This is a genomic window from Pseudomonas sp. FG86 (genome assembly GCF_057808775.1).
The window spans coordinates 61,277-82,528 of the sequence record NZ_JBMDIS010000007.1; the positions used below are offsets into that span (position 1 = coordinate 61,277).

Annotated in this window: 19 protein-coding genes; 15 read left to right on the top strand and 4 right to left on the bottom strand. The window is 61.3% G+C overall.

Annotated elements, in window-relative coordinates; genetic code table 11:
• Positions 1-5: 5 nt before the first annotated feature.
• From cydB to ACODSV_RS06905, 4 genes are all read right to left on the bottom strand, one after another.
• Positions 6-1,142 (bottom strand): cytochrome d ubiquinol oxidase subunit II, encoded by a 1,137-nt coding sequence (cydB, locus tag ACODSV_RS06890; protein ID WP_150056358.1) that lies wholly within the window; start codon positions 1,140-1,142, stop codon positions 6-8.
• Positions 1,135-2,706 (bottom strand): cytochrome ubiquinol oxidase subunit I, encoded by a 1,572-nt coding sequence (locus tag ACODSV_RS06895; protein WP_024076426.1) that lies wholly within the window; start codon positions 2,704-2,706, stop codon positions 1,135-1,137. The genes cydB and ACODSV_RS06895 overlap by 8 nt, the downstream gene beginning before the upstream one ends.
• Positions 2,703-2,879, bottom strand: a complete 177-nt coding sequence (cydP, locus tag ACODSV_RS06900; RefSeq protein WP_024076427.1) for a cytochrome oxidase putative small subunit CydP — start codon at positions 2,877-2,879, stop codon at positions 2,703-2,705. Before cydP ends, ACODSV_RS06895 begins: the two co-directional genes overlap by 4 nt.
• Before the next feature lie 159 nt (positions 2,880-3,038).
• Positions 3,039-4,364 carry a sigma-54 interaction domain-containing protein gene (locus ACODSV_RS06905; protein ID WP_150296282.1) on the bottom strand — a complete coding sequence of 442 codons (1,326 nt, stop codon included), beginning with the start codon at positions 4,362-4,364 and terminating at the stop codon, positions 3,039-3,041.
• Between the two features lie 243 nt (positions 4,365-4,607).
• Here ACODSV_RS06905 and ACODSV_RS06910 point away from each other — a divergent pair, with 243 nt between their 5' ends.
• The 15 genes from ACODSV_RS06910 to ACODSV_RS06980 all read left to right on the top strand — a co-directional run bounded on the left by ACODSV_RS06910 (position 4,608) and on the right by ACODSV_RS06980 (position 21,229).
• A complete protein-coding gene (locus ACODSV_RS06910) occupies positions 4,608-5,486 on the top strand; it encodes an MBL fold metallo-hydrolase (protein ID WP_150055380.1) in 879 nt (292 codons plus the stop codon).
• Positions 5,487-5,538: 52 nt separating this feature from the next.
• Complete coding sequence (locus ACODSV_RS06915; protein ID WP_150055381.1) at positions 5,539-7,209, top strand: bifunctional protein tyrosine phosphatase family protein/NAD(P)/FAD-dependent oxidoreductase; 1,671 nt, start codon at positions 5,539-5,541, stop codon at positions 7,207-7,209.
• Between the two features lie 28 nt (positions 7,210-7,237).
• Entirely contained in the window at positions 7,238-8,044 is an 807-nt protein-coding gene (locus ACODSV_RS06920) for a sulfite exporter TauE/SafE family protein (protein WP_150055382.1), read from the top strand.
• 70 nt (positions 8,045-8,114) lie between these two features.
• Positions 8,115-8,549: a YeeE/YedE family protein gene (locus ACODSV_RS06925; protein ID WP_024076432.1), complete on the top strand. Its 435-nt coding sequence runs from the start codon at positions 8,115-8,117 to the stop codon at positions 8,547-8,549.
• Positions 8,550-8,551: 2 nt separating this feature from the next.
• A complete protein-coding gene (locus tag ACODSV_RS06930) occupies positions 8,552-8,971 on the top strand; it encodes a DUF6691 family protein (RefSeq protein WP_150055383.1) in 420 nt (139 codons plus the stop codon).
• A gap of 281 nt (positions 8,972-9,252) precedes the next feature.
• Positions 9,253-9,486, top strand: a complete 234-nt coding sequence (locus tag ACODSV_RS06935) for a hypothetical protein (RefSeq protein ID WP_024076434.1) — start codon at positions 9,253-9,255, stop codon at positions 9,484-9,486.
• 343 nt (positions 9,487-9,829) lie between these two features.
• Complete coding sequence (locus ACODSV_RS06940) at positions 9,830-11,386, top strand: methyl-accepting chemotaxis protein (RefSeq protein ID WP_150055384.1); 1,557 nt, start codon at positions 9,830-9,832, stop codon at positions 11,384-11,386.
• A gap of 177 nt (positions 11,387-11,563) precedes the next feature.
• Positions 11,564-12,556 carry a SphA family protein gene (locus ACODSV_RS06945; protein ID WP_150055385.1) on the top strand — a complete coding sequence of 331 codons (993 nt, stop codon included), beginning with the start codon at positions 11,564-11,566 and terminating at the stop codon, positions 12,554-12,556.
• A gap of 15 nt (positions 12,557-12,571) precedes the next feature.
• The gene (locus ACODSV_RS06950; protein ID WP_069076690.1) at positions 12,572-13,753 is read left to right on the top strand and encodes an MFS transporter; all 1,182 of its coding nucleotides are present in this window, start codon (positions 12,572-12,574) and stop codon (positions 13,751-13,753) included.
• Positions 13,754-13,788: 35 nt separating this feature from the next.
• Complete coding sequence (locus tag ACODSV_RS06955; protein ID WP_150055386.1) at positions 13,789-15,234, top strand: carotenoid oxygenase family protein; 1,446 nt, start codon at positions 13,789-13,791, stop codon at positions 15,232-15,234.
• Between the two features lie 228 nt (positions 15,235-15,462).
• Positions 15,463-16,314 carry a fumarylacetoacetate hydrolase family protein gene (locus tag ACODSV_RS06960; RefSeq protein WP_024076439.1) on the top strand — a complete coding sequence of 284 codons (852 nt, stop codon included), beginning with the start codon at positions 15,463-15,465 and terminating at the stop codon, positions 16,312-16,314.
• Between the two features lie 3 nt (positions 16,315-16,317).
• Positions 16,318-17,139 carry an IclR family transcriptional regulator gene (locus tag ACODSV_RS06965; protein ID WP_024076440.1) on the top strand — a complete coding sequence of 274 codons (822 nt, stop codon included), beginning with the start codon at positions 16,318-16,320 and terminating at the stop codon, positions 17,137-17,139.
• A gap of 21 nt (positions 17,140-17,160) precedes the next feature.
• The gene (locus ACODSV_RS06970; RefSeq protein ID WP_150055387.1) at positions 17,161-18,807 is read left to right on the top strand and encodes a bifunctional 3-(3-hydroxy-phenyl)propionate/3-hydroxycinnamic acid hydroxylase; all 1,647 of its coding nucleotides are present in this window, start codon (positions 17,161-17,163) and stop codon (positions 18,805-18,807) included.
• A gap of 22 nt (positions 18,808-18,829) precedes the next feature.
• Entirely contained in the window at positions 18,830-19,678 is an 849-nt protein-coding gene (locus ACODSV_RS06975) for a VOC family protein (RefSeq protein WP_150055388.1), read from the top strand.
• 72 nt (positions 19,679-19,750) lie between these two features.
• Positions 19,751-21,229 carry an aldehyde dehydrogenase family protein gene (locus ACODSV_RS06980; protein WP_150055389.1) on the top strand — a complete coding sequence of 493 codons (1,479 nt, stop codon included), beginning with the start codon at positions 19,751-19,753 and terminating at the stop codon, positions 21,227-21,229.
• Positions 21,230-21,252 lie beyond the last annotated feature (23 nt).

The window sequence follows — 21,252 nt, forward strand, 5'->3', positions numbered from 1 at the left end:
TGACGCTAGTAGGCTGAATGTTCGTTGGCTTTGATCTGCGCCACGGTGACCTTGCCGCGCATGACGCGATAAGCCCATGAGGTGTAGATCACGATCAGCGGCATGAAAATCAGCGTGGCCCAGAACATAATCGCCAGGCTCAGATGACTGGCAACGCTGTCCCACACGGTCAGGCTGGCCGCCGGTACCGATGACGACGGCATGACGAAGGGAAACATCGAGACACCGGCCGTGCTGATCACGCCGATCACCGCGAGCGACGACGCGACGAACGCGGCCAGGGTCCGCCGCATCATCAGCAACAACGCGGCAGCGGCTGCGCCGCCCAAGCCCAGCACGGGCAGCAGCCACAGCCAAGGGTAATGGCCGTAATTGGCCATCCAGGCACCGGCTTCGCGCACCACCGTCTTGTTGAGAATGTCCGGCAGCCCGGCGGTATCCACCACCGAGGTAATGCGATAGCCGTCGATCCATTGCAACCAGATGCCGGCGATCACAAATGTGCAGAGCAGCACCAACGCCGCGCCCACCCCGCCTTTGATCGCCCGGGCCTGGATCGCCCCTTCAGTGCGGTGCGCCAGGTACGTACCGCCTTGCAGCGTGATCATTGCACTGCTCACCACCCCGGTCAGCAGCGCGAAGGGGTTCAGCAGTTGCCAGAAACTCCCGGTGTACGTCGATACGAGCAGGTTGCTGAAGTGGAACGGTACACCTTGCAACAGGTTGCCGAACGCGATGCCGAACACCAGCGGCGGCACGGCCCCGCCGACAAACAGCCCCCAGTCCCAGGTGCTGCGCCATCTGGCGTTGTGGATCTTGCTGCGATAATCGAACCCCACAGGGCGGAAGAACAGCGCCCACAGGACCAGGATCATCGCCCAGTAAAACCCGCTGAACGCAGTGGCATACACCACCGGCCACGCCGCGAACAACGCGCCGCCCGCCGTGATGAACCACACCTGGTTGCCGTCCCAGTGCGGCCCCACCGTGTTGATCGCGACGCGGCGCTCCAGGTCCGTGCGGCCTACAAAGGGCAGCAGGGTGCCGACCCCCATATCGTGGCCGTCCATGATGGCGAAGCCGATCAGCAGTACGCCGACCAGTGCCCACCAGATAATTTTCAGGGTGACGTAATCAAGCATGGTGGAGTTCCTTCAGGTTGGCATCGTGGGCATAACGGCCGGTTCCGAGGCTGCCGGGCCCTTGGCGGGCGAACTTGACCATCAGGAACATTTCAACCACCAGCAGAACGGTGTAGAAAGCGACGAATCCTGCCAGCGAGCCATAGAGGTTGTTGATGCTGAGCGTGGAGACGCTCATGTGGGTGGGCAGCACGCCGTAGATGGTCCAGGGTTGACGACCGTATTCAGCGACGAACCAGCCCAGCTCGCAGGCGAGCCAGGGCGCGGGGAGCATGCAGAGCGCCCAACGCAGCAGCCAGCGGCGGCGTGTGCAGGCCGACTTCAAGGTGCTCCAGAAGGCTAGCCCGAACAGCAGGAGCATGGCGAAACCCAGCGCGACCATGGCCCGGAACGCCCAGAACATCGGGGTTACGCGCGGTACGGTATCGTTCACCGCCTTGTCGATAATGGCCGGGGTGGCCTGGTTGACATCCGCGACGTACTTTTTAAGCAGCAGGCCAAAGCCGAGGTCGGCCTTGTACGCTTCGAAGGTCTCGAACGCCGCCTTATCGGTGCGATCGGCGCGCAGGGCTTCCAGCGCATTGACCGCGGTAATGCCACGCAGGATGCGCGCGCGGTTTTTCTCTTTGATGTCATGAATGCCGGGAATCTGTTTGCTCACCGAGCGCGTGCCGATCAAGCCCATCACCCACGGCACGTCGACTTCCCAGTTGTTCCGGGATTCGGCTTCATTGATGCTGGCCAGCAAGGTCAGCCCCGCCGGCGCCGGCTTGGTTTCCCACATGGCCTCCATGGCCGCGAGCTTGGTTTGCTGCGCCTCGCCCACCGTGTAACCCGACTCATCCCCCAGCACGATGACGCTCAGCACCGAGGCCAGGCCGAAGGCAGCCGCCACCCGAAAACTGCGCTTGGCGAACTCGATGTCACGCCCCTTGAGCAAGTACCAACTGGAGATCGACAACACAAACATCGAGCCGGTGACATAACCGGCAGATACCGTGTGGACAAACTTGGCCTGGGCCACCGGGTTGAACACCACCGCCCAGAAATCCACCATCTCCATGCGCATGGTGATGTAGCTGAACTCCGAGCCCACCGGGTTCTGCATCCAGCCATTGGCGATCAATATCCACAACGCCGACAGGTTGGTACCGATGGCCATCAGCAGCGTGACCAGCAAGTGATGCTCTTTCTTCAGGCGATCCCAGCCAAAAAAGAACAGCCCGATCATGGTCGACTCGAGGAAAAACGCCATCAACCCCTCAATGGCCAGCGGGGCGCCGAAGATGTCGCCCACGTAGTGGGAGTAGTACGCCCAGTTGGTGCCGAACTGAAATTCCAAGGTGATGCCGGTGGTCACCCCCAAGGCGAAGTTGATGCCGAATAACTTGCCCCAAAAGCGCGTCATATCTTTCCAGATGACATTCCCGGTCATCACATAGACGCTCTCCATGATGACCAGCAGCCACACCATGCCCACCGTCAGCGGCACGAAAAGAAAGTGGTATAGCGCAGTCGCCGCGAACTGCAGCCGTGACAAATCCACCAGTTGTTCTGAGATCACTTGCTTGCCCCTTGAGTCGAGGTGGGTACACCGAATCGGTTGCCGACCGTGTTCGGGTCGACAGTGACGTGCGAGTCCCGGACGAACAGCCACCACAGCACGCTCAGCAGCACGAGCTTGATCAGCACCGCGGTGAGCAGATGGCGTAGCAGGCGTTTGTCGGAAATGGTCATGCCAGGCAATTAGCACAGGGCATGCCAAGGCCTGGGTCTGTATTTATATGCTTATAAAACAGACATTTACGATGTGATCGGGTTGAATTCAGCGGAAATTGGCAGACCAGCGCGCTGCCAATCTGCCAGGTTGGCAGCGCGCTGGCAGTCGGAGACTGCCTAGGCCAGGCCCTGTTCTTTCAGGCGTCGGTACAAGGTCCTGTCACTGATGCCCAGGTGCCTGGCCAACTCGCTGCGGGTGCCTTTGAATGTCGCCAGGGCCTGCGCCAGCGTGTTGCTGTCCAACGGGGTCGAAGCCACAGCCTGAGGCGGCAGCGCCACGCATGCCTGGGGTAAATGGACGGCACGGATGACACCGTCGTCAGCGAACAGGCTGGCTCTTTCCAGCGCATTGCGTAACTCACGGATATTGCCAGGCCAGGGGTACTGCTGGAGCCTTGCCAAGGCTTCAGGGTCGAGGGTCAGGCGGCGCTTGCCGGCACCGCCACGCTGCAGAAAGGAATTGGCCAGCAAGCCGATGTCTTCGACCCGGTTACGCAAGGGTGGCAAGTGAATCGGGAAGGCGCTGATGCGATAGTACAGGTCCTGCCTGAACTCGCCTTTTTCCATCATCTTTTCCAGCGGTTTGTGGGTGGCGGCAATCAATCTGAAATTGGCGTGACAGGTCTCGACACTGCCGACCCGGCGATAAGTCGACGATTCGATCAGGCGCAACAGTTTCACCTGCATGGCCAGCGGCACATCGCCAATTTCATCCAGGAATAATGTGCCGCCCTGGGCGGTTTCGACCAAGCCGGGCTTGCGCGTGATGGCGCCGGTAAAGGCGCCTTTTTCATGGCCGAACAGCTCACTCTCGAACAGCGTTTCGGTCAAGCCCGAGCAATCCACCACCACAAACGGCCCGGCGGCCCGCTCGCTGGTTTCATGGACGGCGCGCGCGAACAGCTCTTTACCGGTGCCCGATTCCCCCAGCAGCAGCACCGGCAGCATGGAGGGCGCCACCCGTTGCAACTCCGACAGGGCGAGGTTGAAAGCCGGTGAACAGCCGACCAACCCTTCGTCGCTGGGGCGCGCCGAGGCGCTGCGTACCAGTGTCAGGCGCTCCACATAGGCGGTAATCACCCCGTGCTCGTCGAGGATCGGGCGCAATTCCACGTCGACATGCTCAGGCCCCCGAGGCGTGTGGTGGATGTGCAAGACACGATCCGGCCCACGCATTTCCTGGGCTTTTTTCATCGGGCAATTCTCACCCGCCTGATCACACGGGACGTCGTAATGGTGGGAGATCTGATAGCACTTATGCCCGATGAACGGCTTGTCGGCGCTGCCGAACTGACGCTGATAGGCCGTGTTGGCCGCCAGGATGTTGTAGTCCGGATCAAGCACGATCATGGGGTTGGGTTCGTGCTCCAAAAACGAAACAAGCGACTGCACTTGATCCGGAGGGGGCACGGCGTTGGTGGGGGTCGGCTGGAAAGTCTTCATCATGGCTCCTGGAATCCATTCTTCTATCCTGTTGTGGCACTGCCACCTCTGTCAACAGGCACTGCCAATGGCAGAAAACCCCATCCGACAGACGCCCGAACACGCCCATACACAAATACAAAGTCCAATAAAATCAATTAGATATCAGACTATTTGGTGAGCGCCATCGCCTGGCAAACTTATTGCACTGTCAGTCCTTAGTCTAAGTGGCTCGGTAAAAAAGCCCCCTCAAGGAGACCGTTCATGCGCGCCAAACTTCACGTCGAAGGCTTCTTCGATCCTGCTACCCATACCGTCAGCTATCTGGTGCTGGATGAAGCCACCCGCCACTGCGCGATCATCGACAGCGTTTTGGATTACGAGCCCAAATCAGGCCACACCGCCACCACCTCTGCCGACCGCCTGATAGCCCGGGTGAACGCGCTGAATGCGCAGGTCGAGTGGATTCTGGAGACCCACGTCCACGCCGACCACCTGACCGCCGCGCCCTACCTGAAGGAAAAGCTCGGTGGAAAAATAGGCATCGGCAGCCAGATTTCGACGGTGCAAAAGGTGTTCGGCACGCTGTTCAATGCCGGCAGCGATATGCCCCGCGACGGCAGCCAGTTCGATCACCTGTTCGCCAACGAGGAAACGTTCCGCATCGGCACGCTGCACTGCTCTACGCTGCATACCCCCGGCCATACGCCGGCCTGCATGACCTACCTGATCAGCAATGGCAGCGAAACGGCGGCGTTTGTCGGCGATACCCTGTTCATGCCCGACTACGGCACCGCCCGCTGTGACTTCCCCGGCGGTAACGCGCGCACGCTGTTCCAGTCCATCAACAAAGTCCTGAGCCTGCCCGCGCAGACGTTGCTGTACATGTGCCACGACTACCAGCCGGGCGGGCGTGAGGTGCAATTCGTCAGCACCGTTGCCGAACAGCGCGAACTCAACGTGCATGTGCGTAATGGCATCAGCGAGGAGGCGTTCGTAGCGATGCGCACCAAGCGCGATGCAGCGCTGGACATGCCGACCCTGATTCTGCCCTCAGTCCAGGTCAACATACGCGCCGGGCATTTGCCTGCGCCTGAAGCCAACGGTACCCGCTACCTGAAAATCCCCCTCAACGTCGTCTGACATTTCCTACCCAAAAAAACACATAAGAAAAATCCCCATCACGGAGACACGTATGGATATCCGCAGCCTTGCACCTGCTCTATCAGTATCAGAACAGATTTTCCCCAGCCAACTGGCCGAACTGAAAGCCGCCGGCTTTCGAGCCATCGTGTGCAACCGCCCCGATGGTGAGGGCGCTGACCAACCGTTGTTTGCCGAAATCAAACGCGCCGCCGACGCGGTCGGCATCGAGGCGCACTATCTACCCGCCGAATCGGGCAAAGTCACCGACGAGCAAGGGATTGCCTTCGGCCAACTGTTGGAAACGCTGCCCAAGCCGGTGTTGGCCTATTGCCGCTCCGGTATGCGCTCGACCACGATGTGGGCGCTGTCACAAGCAGGTCAGCACGACCTGCCGCACATCGTCGAAAGCGCCAAAAAAGCCGGCTTCGACATGAAAGGCGTGATTCGGCGGATTGCGAACCAGGGTCGCACGCCGGTCGAAGTGGCTGAGGCGCAGCACACCGTGGTCATCATCGGCGCTGGCGCGGCGGGTATCGCCACCGCCTCCAGCCTGCTGGCCCGCGCGCCGGGGCTCGACATCGCGATCGTCGACCCGGCCGATGTGCATTACTACCAACCTGGCTGGACGCTGGTCGGCGGCGGTGTGTTCGATGCGCGTCAAACGGCCCACACCATGGGCGCCACCCTGCCCCGCGGCGTGCATTGGATCAAGGCCGCGGTGGCGGCCTTCGAACCCGAGAGAAACGCGGTCATTCTGGATGGCTGCCGGGTGGTCAAATACGAGCAACTGATCGTCTGCCCCGGCCTGAAGCTCGATTGGCATGCCATCGAGGGCTTGTCAGAGACCCTGGGGCGCAACGGCGTGACCTCCAATTACCTGTATCACCTGGCGCCTTATACCTGGGAACAGGTGCAACACTTGCGCGGTGGCCGGGCGATTTTCACGCAGCCGCCCATGCCGATCAAATGTGCCGGGGCACCGCAAAAAGCCATGTACTTGTCGGCCGATCATTGGAAACGCAGCGGTGTGCTGGATGCCGTCGACATCGAGTTCCACAGCGCCGGCGCGGTGCTGTTCGGGGTGGCCGACTATGTGCCGGCGTTGATGGAATATGTCACGGCGTATGGGATCGACCTGAATTTCGGCAATACCCTCACCCACGTCGATGGCCCGGCACGCACCGCCACGTTCAGCAGCGTACACGCCGATGGCAGCGCTCGCCGGGTGACGCGCGAGTTTGATTTGCTGCATGTGGTGCCGCCGCAGATCGCGCCGGATTTCATTCGGGTCAGCCCCCTGGCAGACGCGGCGGGTTGGGTAGATGTCGAGCCCGCCACGCTGCGCCATAAAACCTGGGCCAACATTCATGCCCTGGGCGACGCAGCCAACACCAGTAACGCCAAGACAGCCGCCGCCGCGCGCAAGCAGGCACCGGTGGTGGCCCATAACGTGTTGGCGGCACTCGGTAAGGCAACCGGCATCGCCCAGTACGATGGTTACGGCTCCTGCCCGCTGACGGTGGCGCGCGGCAAGATTGTATTGGCGGAGTTCACCTACGGCGGCAAGGTCGCCCCCAGCTTCCCCTCATGGCTGATCGACGGCACTCGACCTTCCAGGCTGGCCTGGCTGCTCAAAGAGCGGATTCTTCCACCGCTGTACTGGAAGGGCATGCTCAAGGGGCGGGAGTGGCTGGCGAAACCCGAGTTGACCGACCAATGAATGCCGCGCAGAAGGCAAGGACACTCAGATGATCATCGTCTTACTGCTGGGGCTCACGGTGGGCGTGATTCTGGCCCTGACCGGTGCCGGCGGCGGCATACTCGCGGTGCCGTTACTGGTATTCGGGGCGGGCTTGAGCATGGCCGAGGCCGGGCCTATTGGCCTGCTGGCGGTCGGGCTGGCCGCGACCCTGGGCGCGGTGATGGGCCTCAAGAACGGCACCGTCCGCTACAAGGCCGCGTTGTTGATCGCGGCCGCGGGGATCGTCTGTTCGCCCCTGGGCCTTTGGTTGGCACAACACACACCGAATCGTCCGTTAACGGTCCTGTTTGCCTGCGTGCTGATGTACGTGGCGTTCCGGGTATTCAAACGCTCGTTGCCGCCCTCCCCGGCCTCGAAGACCGCCGTCGCGCCCAAGCCGCCGCCTTGCGTATTGAACCCCCAGCGCGGAAAGCTGAACTGGACGGCGCCGTGCGCCTGGGCGCTCACCGTGTCTGGCATAGTCGCGGGCGGGCTGTCGGGCCTGCTCGGCGTGGGGGGCGGCTTTGTGATGGTACCGGCGCTGCAGCGATACACGAATTTGACCACGCAGTCGGTGCTGGCAACGTCCCTGGCGGTGATAGCGCTGGTGTCCATTTCCGGCGTTGCGGCCAGTTCGGCGGCCGGGCATTTGCAGTGGGCAATTGCGCTGCCGTTCTCTCTGGGCGCATTGTCTGGCATGGCCGGCGGACGCCTGATCGCGGCTCGGTTGGCGGGGCCCCACCTGCAACGAGGGTTTGCCGTCGTGTCGATGCTGGTGGCGGTGGCCCTGCTGGTCAAGGCGATTAATACATGAACCTGAACGAGCGACTTTCAGGCGCGCCTGAACCGCGCCAGTCCCCCAAGATGTGCACAGGAGAAACCCCATGACTGTCGACTGGCTCAACTTCACCCCCTGGTCGTCCCTGGCAGGCGGCGCATTGATTGGCCTGGCGGCCAGCCTGTTCGCCGTCGGCAACGGCCGCATCGCCGGCATCAGCGGCCTGATCGGCAGCCTGCTGCAGCGCGGTGGCGAAGGCGTAAGTGAAAAAGCGCTGTTTCTGCTGGGCCTGCTGGTCGCGCCGCTGCTATGGGGCTTGTTTGCCGCGCTGCCGGCGATTGAGTTCCAGAGCGGCGGGCTCGGGCTGATCGTCGCCGGTGTGCTGGTGGGGGTTGGTACGCGGTATGGCTCAGGTTGCACCAGTGGCCACGGGGTGTGTGGCTTATCACGCCTTTCGCCGCGCTCAATGGTCGCCACGGTTTGTTTCATGGCCAGCGGATTCCTGACGGTGTTTGTGCTGCGTCATCTACTGGGGGTTTGAACATGCTCAAAGTCACGGCATTCATCGCCGGCCTGCTGTTCGGCCTGGGCCTGCTGCTGGCCGGCATGGCCAACCCGAGCAAAGTGCTCGCGTTCCTGGATTTGGCTGGGGCCTGGGACCCGTCCCTGGCGCTGGTCATGGGCGGCGCCATTGCCGTCGCGATTGGCCCGCTGACCTGGGCACGCCGACACGCCCGTTCGCTCCTGGGCGCGCCCATGCAGTTCCCTGCCAAGCGTGAGTTGGACCGGCGCCTGATCGGCGGCAGCCTGTTATTTGGCATCGGTTGGGGGATCGCCGGAATTTGTCCTGGGCCGGCCGTGGCCATCCTGCTGACCGGGCATTGGCAAGCGTTGGTGTTCATGGTGGCCATGCTGGGTGGCATGTTGTTATTTACGGCCCTGGAAAACCGCCACGGTCGTTGATTGCGTTTGCACTCTCAACAACAATAGCGTTGCAGCCGATCATTCAAGAGCGATTATTTAAGGCTCAACTTATCGGCTGAATCGAATCATCGGTTTAATGCAACAAATAATGATTATCACCACAACGATATTATCCAGCGGATGAATACCCGCACCTAAAAAATTCAACTATGAGTGCCCGACTTGTTAGCCATTCGTCGAATATGGCCCTTTGCGAGCAGCGTTTTATAGTGGGCAGCACAAACCCCCACCCTGATTAAAATTGTTGCCTGGTACTTTTAATGCCCCTCAAACAATCCACACCCAATACCCTTCCCATTAATGAGGAGTTCTTGCAATTAATGCAGGCGACGCTGAACGCCCAAACCAGTTGGATGACAACCGTGAACCATTTAGAAGAGGCCTGCGATGAGGTCTGGCTCGCCCGCATGTGGGAGGTCGAGAACCTTGAAAATCACTACAGGGCTTGCCAGGACCAGCTGTTTTCCTACCTGAAAAAAGCCATCAACCATTAAATTCATGATGACGATCGTGGCCCTTTCGGGAACTTGTCGCTCTCTATTCGGGCTCACCAGAACCTGGCCTTCCTGAATATTCGACTAAAGCACAAGATCACACTATGAGCCTTCTGAAAACGCACTTGGTTAATTGGCCAATCTTTCCACCCCCCCGAAAAACAAGGTGCTTTAACCTTTCAGTGGCACTACCGCCCTTCATTCCACCTCTCGATATTTTTTCATGCAGTGCTCAAAACCAGCCGGAGTAATAGTGTCGCCGTCACACTCACGCTAAAGCATTGCGATTCAAGGTCGACACTCAGAACTCACTTATCAACCTGCGTTACTACCGGGAGTCCATATGTTCGGCTGGATCAGCAATATCCGAGTCAGTGCTAAATTAAGTTGGGGGTTCGGCCTGGTACTGGGGCTTGCGTTGTTACTGGCCGCGACCGGCTGGTACGCCGTGGTGACGTTGACGGACCGTGGGCTGAAAGTTGAAAAAATTGCGCAGGTCAGCGATTACACCAAAGACTTGCGAATCATTCGTCTACGCATCGGTACGAACTCCCAACCGAATGCCTATCAACCGTTGCAGCAAACCCTGGATCAGCTCGCAGCCCACCTGCACAGTATTCGGGCACTGTTCATTGACCCACTGGATGCCGACCTGATCCAACAGCAGGAAAATGCGGTCACCGCGTACGGAGGGCTGCTGCACGACCTGTCCACCCCCGGCATTGACCAGGCGTCGTTGTTTAAACGGATGGGCCAGTTGGGTGACCTGCTGCTCGATACCACGCAAAAACTCATTCAATCGCAAAATGCCAAACGCGATGCCGACGCCGCTTCCACCAAGACCCTGCTGGGGCTCGTCGCGGCCTTGGCGCTGTTGCTGGGCGCCCTCGCTGCGTGGGTCATCACCCGTCAAATCGTGAACCCACTGCAACACACGCTCCGGGCGGTGAACCGCATTGCCCAGGGTGATTTGACCGAGCATCTGCAGGTCAACCGGCGTGACGAACTGGGCCAGCTGCAATCAGGCCTTCAGAAGATGATGCTCAACCTCCACGAACTGATCGACGGCATTCGCTCCGGTGTTATCCAGGTGGCCAGCGCGGCCGAGCAGCTGTCGGCGGTCACCGAGCACACCAATTCCGGCATCAGCAACCAGAAAGCCGAAACGGATCATGTGGCCACGGCAATGAACGAGATGACCGCCACCGTGCACAACGTCGCACGCAATGCCGAAGAAGCTTCTGCGGCGGCATCCATCGCCGATCAGCAGGCCAGCGAAGGGGAACGGATCGTGGGCGAAGCCATCGCGCAAATCCAGCGATTGGCGGCAGAACTCAACCAGTCGGCGGACGCGGTGCGCCATCTCCAGGAACAAAGCGACAAAATCGGCGGCGTACTGGATGTGATCAAGGCCGTGGCCCAGCAAACCAACCTGCTGGCGCTGAACGCGGCCATCGAAGCGGCCCGCGCCGGAGAGGCTGGTCGCGGGTTTGCGGTGGTCGCGGACGAGGTCCGCAACCTCGCCCTGCGCACCCAGCGCTCCACCGAAGAAATTGAAACCCTGGTCGCCGGCGTCCAAAGCGGCACCCACGCCGTGGCCTCCGGCATGGAAAGCAGCCTGCTGCTGAGTGAAAGCAGCGTGGAATGCACCCATCGAGCGGTCAATGCGCTGGAGAACATCACGGGCAAGGTCTCGATCATTCAGTCAATGAACCAGCAGATTGCCACGGCAGCCGAACAGCAGAGCGCTGTCACCGAGGAGATCAATCGCAGCGTGATCAACGTCCGCGACATTTCCGAGCAGACGGCCAACACCTGCGAAGAAACCGCAGCGTCGAGTAACGAGCTGGCGCGGCTGGGGCATGAACTGGAAAGGTTGGTGGAGCGCTTCAAGGTCTAGGGGCGCGAGGGGTGGGCTGATTGCACAAACTTGCCGCTCAAGCGCCTAACGCCGGCAACATGACGCTCTCAGTCAACTCTGACCGCTGTGTACAAGTAACGCAAAAGCTCAGGAATTAGAGTTGAAGCGCCAGGGGAAGCTACCCCAGCTCACAACTCCAATAATAGAGCGACGTCAATGAGACTGACACCATCCTTGCCAGCGTGCCTGGCTCTGAGCTTCGTATCACTTGCCACCTATGCTGCCGAGGGCCCTCCTCCGCCCTCCGTCAGCCAACCCAGCGGTATCAACCTGGGCGGCACCAGCTTCTACGACGGGTTCGCCGGGCCACCCGGGCTGACGCATCAGACCTATCTGAAATTCAGTACGACCAGCAGCATTCGTGACAATGGCGGCAAGGACAACCGCAACTTCGATAACCCGAAGATCAATGTCATCAGCTTGATCAACCAATTCAGCTATTACTCACCCGACACCATCGGCGGCGGCGCGCACCTGGGTTGGAGCCTGTTGGTACCCGTGATCTCACTGGACGGCGACTTTGGCGACAACGGCGCCAAACTCAAGGACAACGGCGTTGGCCTGGGCGACGTCACGGTCGGCCCGCAGATCCAGTTCGATCCGATCGTCAATGCCGAAGGCCGGCCGGTGTTTGTGCAGCGCGTGGCCTTCGATACGATCCTGCCCACCGGCAAGTACGACAAACACAAGGACTTGAATACCGGCTCCAACTACTTCTCCTTCAACCCCTACTGGGCCGCGACCTTGATGCCGGCACCGCGCTGGGAAGTGAGCTGGCGCCTGAATTACCTGTACAACTTCAAGAACGACGATCCAGCCAGCAGCTCGGCGCAGTTCTTTGAAGGGCGACCGGTGCGTGACACCCAAGCAGGGCAATCGGCCTGGGCCAACTTTACGGCCTCGTACGAGGTGTTCCCGAAGGTCTCGATCGGGATCAACGGCTATTACTTCCGGCAGATTTCGGATGACCAGGTCAACGGCGACCGCTTGAGTAATTCCCGCGAGAAAGTCCTCGGCATTGGCCCTGGCCTGTTCTGGAAGATCACTGAGGACAAGGCGTTCTGGCTCAATACCTATAAAGAAACCGGCGTAGAGAACCGCAGCAAAACCGATTACGCCGTGCAAGTTCGCTACGTCCATAAGTTCTGACTGAGGTGATGTGTGATGAATGCGCTCGACTCCATCGATAGCAAGCAATCACTGGGCGCTATCTGCCTGATGATGGTCATTTCCCTGGGAACGCTGCAGATCCAGCCGATTCTGGGCGGCGCGTTGATTGATCAACTGGGTGTGCCGCTCAATGCCATCGGCGCGATTTTCGCCGCCGAGCTGATCGCGATGGCCATCGCCTGCGGCGCCTGTGCGCTGTTGATGGCGCGTGTCGACCGCCGCCGCTTTGCCCTGGTAGCGTTGTTGATCCTGGCCGCTGGCAACCTGGTCAGCACCCAGCTTCACAGCCAGGCATGGCTGGTGGTCTTCAGAATCATCTGCGGCGCCAGCGGTGGCGCGGTCATGGCGGTGGTGTATGCGACCGCGGCACTGCGCAGGTCCAAAGATGCGACCTTTGCGGTGATCAATATCGGCAACCTGTTATGGGGCATGCTGCTGGTCACCTCCATGCCCCTGCTGTTGCGGGGGTTTGGCGTACAGGGTGCCTTTTGCCTGCTGGCCATCACCAGCCTGCTCGCCGCACTGGGTTGCTGGAGAATACCCAGGCACTACCCGGACGCCCAACGCATCGCCCATGGCGCAGCCCGGCCGTTCGGGCTGACGTCGATGCTGCTGATCGCGCTGTTTGCGCTACTGTTCTTCGGGCACTCCGCCCTGTGGGTGTATCAGGAACGCATCGGCAAAAGCCTGGGCCTGGAGCCCCAGCAGATCGGCGCCATCCTCGGTGGCAGCATCCTGGCGGGCGCCCTCGGTGCCGGCCTTTCCGGGCTGATCGGGCGGCGTCTGGGGCTATTGTTCCCGCAACTGTTGAGCTTCGGCACTGCGTTACTGGCCACCCTGATCATGGTCTACGGCGACAGCACCGTGGCATTCGCCACCACGGCTTGCCTGATTCATATGGTGTGGTTTTTCAGCTTGCCGTACCTGCTGTCCATGGCCGCCGAACTCGACCCCTCCGGTCGATTGGCCGGCCTTGGCAACGCAGCGATTTTCGTCGGTCAGGGCCTTGGCCCCTTTGGCGCCGCGCTGGTAGTCGGCGAAGGGCACTTTCGCGCGGTGGGTTGGCTCGCCGCCTGCGCTTATATGCTGGCCTTGATCATCTCGTGCCTGGTGGTGGCCCGTTTCCGTCGAGGCGTGAAGCCTTGTGGGCAAGCCCTGGCAACCCAATCCGCCTGAACGACGTCAACCAAACAGCTCAATGAGATCACGCAATGAATACGCCATTCCCCAATACCCCCGAATTTTCCGGGGCGCTGTATGCACCCAGCCGCGTCGAGGGTGAAGTGTATGACCTTGAGATCGAAGGCGCCGTCCCCGAGGCGATCCGTGGCGCCTTTTATCAGGTGTCGCCGGACCCGCAGTACCCGCCGATGCTCGGCAGCGATATTTTCTTCAACGGCGATGCCCTGGTCAGCGGTTTTTACTTTGAAGGCGGCAAGGTCTCGCTGCGTCGACGCTATGTGCTGACCGATCGCCTGGTCGCTCAACGCCGTGAAGGGCGTTCGCTCAACGGCGTGTACCGCAACGTCTACACCAACGACCCGCTCGCGGCCAAAAACAACACCACCGCCAACACCTCGGTGATCCCGCACAACAACGTCCTGCTGGCGCTCAAGGAAGATGCCATGCCCTGGGCCCTGGACCCACAGACGCTGGAAACCCTCGGCGAGTGGAATTTCGACGGGCAGATCAACTCTGCAACGTTCACTGCCCACCCCAAGCTCGACCCCGTCACCGGCAACCTGCTGGCCTTCAGCTACGAAGCCAAAGGCGACGGCACACCCGACATGGCCTATTTCGAGATTTCGCCGCAGGGAAAACTGCTGCATGAAATCTGGTTCCAGGCCCCCTATGCAGCGATGGTCCACGACTTCGCGGTCACCGAACATTATGTGGTGTTCCCGCTGATCCCGCTGACGGTAGACGTCGAGCGCATGAAAAACGGCGGCCAGCATTTCCAGTGGCAGCCCGAGCTGCCCCAGCTGTTTGCCGTGGTCCCCCGCCACGGCCACGCGCGCGACGTGCGCTGGTTCAAAGGGCCCAAGGATGGCTTCCAGGGCCACACCCTGAATGCGTTCGACGAAGGCGGAAAAGTCTATCTGGACATGCCGGTCACCGGCGGCAACATCTTTTACTTCTTCCCCCAGGCGGACGGTTTTGTACCGCCACCGGAAACCCTGGCCGCCAGCCTGATGCGCTGGGTGTTCGACCTCAACAGTGCGCAAGATGAACTGCAACCCCAGGCGCTGACCGACTACCCCTGCGAGTTTCCCCGCTGTGATGACCGCTACATCGGGCGCAAATATGAACATGGATTCCTGCTCGCCTTCGATCCAGAGCGCCCCTACAACCCGTCGAACGGGCCGATGCCGTTCCAGTTCTTTAACCTGCTGGCTCACCTCAACCTCACCACCGGTGTCACCGATGCCTGGTTTCCCGGTGACAGCGGCTGCTTCCAGGAACCCATTTTCATTCCACGCTCCGCTGACGCCGCGGAAGGCGATGGCTACGTGGTCTGCCTGCTCAACCTGATCGCCGAAGGCCGCAGCGAACTGGTGGTGCTGGACGCCTCCGCCATGGCCGCCGGCCCCATCGCACGCATCAAAATCCCGTTCCGCCTGCGCATGTCACTGCATGGCTGCTGGGCACCGCGCTAAATCGTCCCAGCGTTCCCCCTTCCGCGCGTCACGCCCGTGGCCATCCACTTGCTGGAATGGCACGGGCTGCCTGGCATTGCCGGCCTCGATCCGATGATCGAACAAAAAAATCGCATTTATTTCATATTGCAGGATTTATGCATAAATCCCACTTTACAGGATAAATGTGCAGGACTAGATTAACCCCATTGCCGCCATCTCCCGCTGCCCTTTACGAGAGGACACTTCATGAAACTCGCAAGCTTCATTGTTCACGGCCGTACGACCTACGGTGTGGTCGACGGTGACCAGTTGATTGACCTGGAATCGGTCAAGCCCACCGTTGGCACGGACCTCAAGCAAGCCATCACCGCCCATCGCCTCGGGGAACTGACCCCAGCCGTGCTGGCGTCATTGCCCCGCGTCGCAATCGCGGACGTGACGTTCCTGCCAGTGATCGCAAACCCCGGCAAAGTGCTGTGCATCGGCATCAACTACGCCACCCACGTGCGTGAAACCGGGCGTGACATGCCAACCTATCCGATGATTTTCACGCGCTTCGCCGACAGCCAGGTGGCGCACCTGCAACCGATCATTCGTCCGAAGGCTTCGCACAAACTGGACTTCGAAGGCGAGCTCGCGGTGGTCATCGGCAAAACCGCGCGGCACGTCAAGGCAGCGGATGCATTGGACTATGTGGCCGGTTATGCCTGCTACAACGATGGCAGCGTCCGCGACTGGCAGAAGCACACCATTCAGTTCGTGCCGGGTAAGAATTTCCCCAACACCGGCGGCTTCGGCCCCTGGCTGGTAACGCGCGATGAGATCGGCGACCCGCAGGACCTGGAATTGACCACGCGCCTGAACGGCGAAGTGATGCAACACACCTGCACCAGCGACATGATTTTCAGTGTGCGCCAGTTGATCGAGTACTGCTCCACCTTCACCGAACTGGCGCCCGGCGATGTGATTGTCAGCGGCACCACCGGCGGCGTCGGCGCCTTCCGCGAACCAGCGGTCTGGATGAAGCCCGGCGATACCGTCGAAGTCGAGATAGCCGGCATCGGCATTCTGCGCAACAACATCGCCGACGAGCAGTAAGCCATGCAGCCATTGTCTGAAACAGAACAGCTGTCCGAACAGGACGTCGATAGCAAAGGTTCGAGCCTTGAACGCATGCTGCGGGTACTGGATTTATTCACCGAAGCCAGCCCGATCTGGGCGGTCGACGAAATGGGCGCCGCACTGGGCTATACGCGCTCGACCATCTATCGCTATGTGCGCGAACTGGCCGAGGCGAGCCTGTTGTTTCAGGTCGAAGCCGGACGCTACGCACTCGGCGCGCGGATTATCACCTGGGACCGCCAACTGCGCCTGAGCGACCCTCTGGTGCGCGCCGCACAGTCGCTGGAACACGACCTGCCACGCTGGAGCGAACAACAGGTCTGGCTGATCTGCCGGCTGTTCAAGGACCAGGTGGTGTGTATCCACCAGCATGGCGAGTTGTTCAGTGAGGTCAGCTACTCCCGGGGCTCACCCAGGCCGCTGTTCCTCGGCGCAACGTCGAAGGCGATCCTCGCCAACATGACCTCGCGCCAGCACAACCAACTGTTCCTGGAAAACCCTGATGAAGTGCGCGCCAGCCACCTGGGCCAGACCTGGGAACAGTTCCGCCGCTCGCTGCAGCAACTGCGCCGCCAGGGCTATGTCGCCAGCGCGGCGGAAATCGATCCCGGCGTCTACGGCCTGGCGGCGCCGATCTTCGACAGCGACGGCAAGGTGGTCGGCAGCATCAGTTGCGTGCGCCCGATCCAGCAGCGTGACAACGCCCAGGAAGCGCAACAAGGGGCACAGATGCTGGCCCTCGCGCAGACGCTGTCGCAACGCATGGCGGCGCTGACCCATCGCCCGCCGCAGCCGGACTGAAACCTTTGGAAGGGAATAACAATGACAACCCTCAACAGCTTCAGCACTCAAGTCCTGATCGTCGGCGCCGGCCCCACCGGGCTGACCCTGGCCAACCTGCTCGGCCAGGCCAATGTGGACACCCTGATCATCGACCGCAAACCCGGCACCGTGACCGAACCCCGCGCCGTTTCGATCGATGATGAATCCTTGCGCACCATGCAGGCGATCGGGCTGGATGACGCCGTGTTACGCGACGTCGTGCCCGGCTACGGTGTGCATTACTTCACCCGCGCAGGCGGCCGTTGCTTTGGCAAGGTCGAGCCCACCGGCAGGTTATATGGGTTCCCCAAGCGTAATGCGTTTCGCCAGCCGCTGTTCGAAAGCACGCTGAAGGTCGGCCTTGAACGTTTTGCCAACCTGACAGCGCGCTTCAATCACGAACTGCTCGAGTTCACTCAAGACCAGCACGGCGTGCGCGCGTTGATCAAGGATGCCGATGGCCAACTGCTCGACGTCAAGGCCAGCTACCTGATCGCCTGCGACGGCGGTCGCAGCCCGGTGCGCAAGCAACTGGGGATCGAGATGGTAGGGTCGAGTTTTTCCTCACGCTGGCTGGTGGTCGACACCGACCAGGACGACGACCCCTTCTGGCAGACCCGCGTGTATTGCGATGCCCGACGCCCGGTGGTGGAAGTGCCCGGCCCGCACCATACTCGGCGCTTTGAGTTCCAGCTCAAGTCGGGCGAAACCGATGCGCAGGTGCTCAGCCCCGAATGCCTGCACACGCTGCTTCGTCCGTTCAAGGGCGATGCCCCGGTGTCTATCGTGCGCAAGACGGTCTACACCTTTCATGCCCGCGTCGCCGAGCGTTGGCAGGTCGGCCGCGTATTTCTTGCCGGCGATGCCGCGCACTTGACCCCGCCCTACGCCGGGCAAGGGATGAACAGCGGCGTTCGCGACGCGCACAATCTGGGCTGGAAGCTGATCGCTGTGCTCAAGGGCCAAATGGCCGCAACCGCCCTGCTGTCCTACGAAAGCGAGCGGCGCGACCATGCCTGGGCCTTGATCAAGCTGGCCCTGAACCTTGGCGTGGTCATGGCGCCGGCCACCGTGCTGCGGGCTCGCCTGATCAGCGCGGCCTTCGCGTTAATCGGCCTGGTGCCGCCGCTGCGCGATTATTTCCTGCAAATGCGCTTCAAGCCCAAACCACGTTTTACCAAAGGCCTGGTATTGCCCGAAGGCAAGGCCGGGAAGCTGGCCTGCGGGCAAATGTTTCCTCAGCCATTGCTGACCGATGCCCAAGGCCACACACAACTGCTGGACACGACCATCGGTGCCGGTTTTGCCCTGATCCAATATGGCGACCCCGCTCGCCAGCGCCTGGATGAACTGCGCCACGGCCTTTGGGACCACCTGGAAGCCAAGCGCATCCTGATCCTGCCCGCGCACGTGCAGGCCCTGCCATCACTGCCCGGCTGCACCGTGCTGCACGACCGCGAGGATGCGCTCAAGGACCTGCTCGGCGACAGCCACACGTTTGTGCTGCTGCGCCCGGATCGCTATGTGGCCGCCATCTTCGACCTGGCCACACAAGACCAGGCCGCTGGCGCATTGCAGTCGTTGTTCGGCATCACCCTGACGAACCATCGCGTGGATCAGCCGGCGATGGCGCCCGTCTACCCCTGAACCATCAGCCCCAGAGGTGTTTATGCAAACCTTGCAGACTTCCACTCCCGCACGCCTGTGTTACCTGCACCTGGCGAGCAAAGCGCCCCAGCAGCAAGTCGATTTCTATCGGCGCCTGCTGGACATGGACAGCCTGGCGCAAGCCGACGGCAGCTGGCTGCTCCAGGGGCCTCAACGGGCCATGCTGATCTCGCCCGCCGACCATAGCGGCCTGCTCGCGGCGGCGTACGACCTGGGCAGCCAAGCACACTTGAACGAGCTGCGCACGCGCCTGGTCGGCAACGGTTGTAACGTCGAGGCGCTCGACTCGCCGTTGCTGGAAGCGGGCGCCTTTCAAATCCGTGACCCCCAGGGTCGACAAACCGTATTTGGGGTGTCTCGCGGCGCGTCCACGCTCGACCGCAAGGGCATGCCGGGCCGCCTGCAGCACGTGGTGTTCCAGACCACGGAGCTGGAAGCGATGATCGACTTCTACGTCAACACGGTGGGCTTCACCGTCTCGGACAACGTCGTCGACGAGCAGAGCGGCCAGCTCACCACCTGCTTCCTGCGTTCGGACGATGAGCACCATTCGCTGGCGTTCTTCCGCGGATCGAAAAACGAGTGGGATCACCACTGTTACGAAACCAACGAATGGAACGACATTCGCGACTGGGGCGACCGCTTCGCCAAGGAACGCATCACCTTGTTCTTCGGCCCGGGACGACATGGCCCAGGCAACAACCTGTTCTTCATGGTGGTCGATGCCGATCGCAACCGCCTGGAGTTCTCGGCCGAGCTGGAGATCACCGAAGCCACGCGCCCGCCTGGCGTCTGGCCGCAGGAGGAATACACCCTCAACTCCTGGGGACGCGCCTGGATCCGAAGCTGAATACGCACAACCTAAAGGGTCTGCCCTCACCCACCCTCAATCGACGCGGCTACCTGCCTCAAAGGTAAGACAATGACAACTCCAATACTCGCGGCCTACGCCATCAACGGCGACCAATACATCAACGGCACCTGGCGCGCCGGTGGTTCGACACGACGCCTGGACGACCGCAACCCCTTCAACGGCGAACCCTTGCTGGAAATGCCCCTGGCCTCGGTGGCCGACCTGGATGACGCCTACCAGGCCGCCCAGCGCGCACAGACCGACTGGGCCGCGCTGCACCCGACCGAGCGCGGCGCACAGCTGGAAAAGCTCGCCCAGGTCATCCAGAACCGCCGCGAAGAAATCATCGACTGGCTGATCCGTGAGTCCGGCAGTACCCGCATCAAGGCGGGCATGGAGTGGCAGTTCACCCTCAACCTGGTTCGCGAGTGCACCACCCTGCCGATGCAGGTTGAGGGGCGGATCCTGACCAGCTACAAGCCTGGTGAGCAGAGCTTCGTGTTTCGCGAACCACTGGGGGTGGTCGGTGTGATCAGCCCGTGGAACTTCCCGCTGTACCTGAGCATGCGTTCCGTGGTGCCGGCACTTGCGCTGGGCAATACCGTGGTACTCAAGCCGGCCAGCGACACGGCAGTGACCGGCGGCCTGCTGATTGCCCACCTGTTCGAAGAAGCCGGGTTCCCGGCCGGTTCGCTGAATGTGGTGGTCGGCGCGGGTTCGGAGATTGGCGATGCCTTCGTCGAACACCCGATACCGAGCCTGATCTCTTTCACCGGTTCCACCGATGTGGGACGCAATGTCGGACGCATCGCCACCGGTGGCAAGCACATCAAGCGGGTGGCGCTGGAGCTGGGCGGCAACGCGCCGCTGGTGGTGCTGGAGGATGCGGACATCGAGATCGCGGCGCATGCCGCCGTGGTCGGGCGCTTCCTACATCAGGGCCAGATTTGCATGAGCGTCAACCGGGTCATTGTGGATCGCTCGCTGTATGCCGATTTCGCAGCGCTGGTGGTCGAGCGCGTGCGCAATCTCAAGACCGGTGACCCGGCCCAGGCCGATACGGTGATCGGGCCGGTGGTCAACCAAAGTCAGCTCGACGGTCTGCTGGGGAAGATCGCCGCCGCCGAGCGCGCCGGTCTCAAGCAGTTGTGTGGCGGCCAGGCGCGCGGGCTGGTGCTGCCGGCCCATGTCTTTGGCGAAGTGGGCCCCGACCAGGCCCTGGCTCGCGATGAAACCTTCGGGCCGTTGCTGCCGTTGATGATCGCGCAAAACCAGGCCCATGCCCTGGAGTTGGCCAACGCCAGCGAGTACGGTCTGTCCAGTGCGGTGTTTACCCGCGACATGGCGCGCGGCCTGAGCTTTGCCCGTGGCATCGTGGCGGGCATGACCCATATCAACGACATCACGGTCGATGATCAGCCCAATGCGCCGTTCGGCGGCGAAAAGAACTCCGGCCTTGGCCGCTTCAATGGTCACTATGCCTTGGATGAATTCACCCGGGCCCATTGGGTGACCTGGCAAGCCGGGGGCCATCACTACCCGTTCTGATCGTCTGCGAGGATCGGGCAGGG

Bases quoted from the DNA above. Each gene is read 5' to 3' on its own strand.
- cydB (WP_150056358.1), bottom strand. From the start codon at position 1,142: ATGCTTGATTACGTCACCCTGAAAATTATCTGGTGGGCACTGGTCGGC.
- cydP (WP_024076427.1), bottom strand. From the start codon at position 2,879: ATGACCATTTCCGACAAACGCCTGCTACGCCATCTGCTCACCGCGGTG.
- ACODSV_RS06905 (WP_150296282.1), bottom strand. From the start codon at position 4,364: ATGAAGACTTTCCAGCCGACCCCCACCAACGCCGTGCCCCCTCCGGAT.
- ACODSV_RS06910 (WP_150055380.1), top strand. From the start codon at position 4,608: ATGCGCGCCAAACTTCACGTCGAAGGCTTCTTCGATCCTGCTACCCAT.
- ACODSV_RS06915 (WP_150055381.1), top strand. From the start codon at position 5,539: ATGGATATCCGCAGCCTTGCACCTGCTCTATCAGTATCAGAACAGATT.
- ACODSV_RS06920 (WP_150055382.1), top strand. From the start codon at position 7,238: ATGATCATCGTCTTACTGCTGGGGCTCACGGTGGGCGTGATTCTGGCC.
- ACODSV_RS06925 (WP_024076432.1), top strand. From the start codon at position 8,115: ATGACTGTCGACTGGCTCAACTTCACCCCCTGGTCGTCCCTGGCAGGC.
- ACODSV_RS06930 (WP_150055383.1), top strand. From the start codon at position 8,552: ATGCTCAAAGTCACGGCATTCATCGCCGGCCTGCTGTTCGGCCTGGGC.
- ACODSV_RS06935 (WP_024076434.1), top strand. From the start codon at position 9,253: ATGCCCCTCAAACAATCCACACCCAATACCCTTCCCATTAATGAGGAG.
- ACODSV_RS06940 (WP_150055384.1), top strand. From the start codon at position 9,830: ATGTTCGGCTGGATCAGCAATATCCGAGTCAGTGCTAAATTAAGTTGG.
- ACODSV_RS06945 (WP_150055385.1), top strand. From the start codon at position 11,564: ATGAGACTGACACCATCCTTGCCAGCGTGCCTGGCTCTGAGCTTCGTA.
- ACODSV_RS06950 (WP_069076690.1), top strand. From the start codon at position 12,572: ATGAATGCGCTCGACTCCATCGATAGCAAGCAATCACTGGGCGCTATC.
- ACODSV_RS06955 (WP_150055386.1), top strand. From the start codon at position 13,789: ATGAATACGCCATTCCCCAATACCCCCGAATTTTCCGGGGCGCTGTAT.
- ACODSV_RS06960 (WP_024076439.1), top strand. From the start codon at position 15,463: ATGAAACTCGCAAGCTTCATTGTTCACGGCCGTACGACCTACGGTGTG.
- ACODSV_RS06965 (WP_024076440.1), top strand. From the start codon at position 16,318: ATGCAGCCATTGTCTGAAACAGAACAGCTGTCCGAACAGGACGTCGAT.
- ACODSV_RS06970 (WP_150055387.1), top strand. From the start codon at position 17,161: ATGACAACCCTCAACAGCTTCAGCACTCAAGTCCTGATCGTCGGCGCC.
- ACODSV_RS06975 (WP_150055388.1), top strand. From the start codon at position 18,830: ATGCAAACCTTGCAGACTTCCACTCCCGCACGCCTGTGTTACCTGCAC.
- ACODSV_RS06980 (WP_150055389.1), top strand. From the start codon at position 19,751: ATGACAACTCCAATACTCGCGGCCTACGCCATCAACGGCGACCAATAC.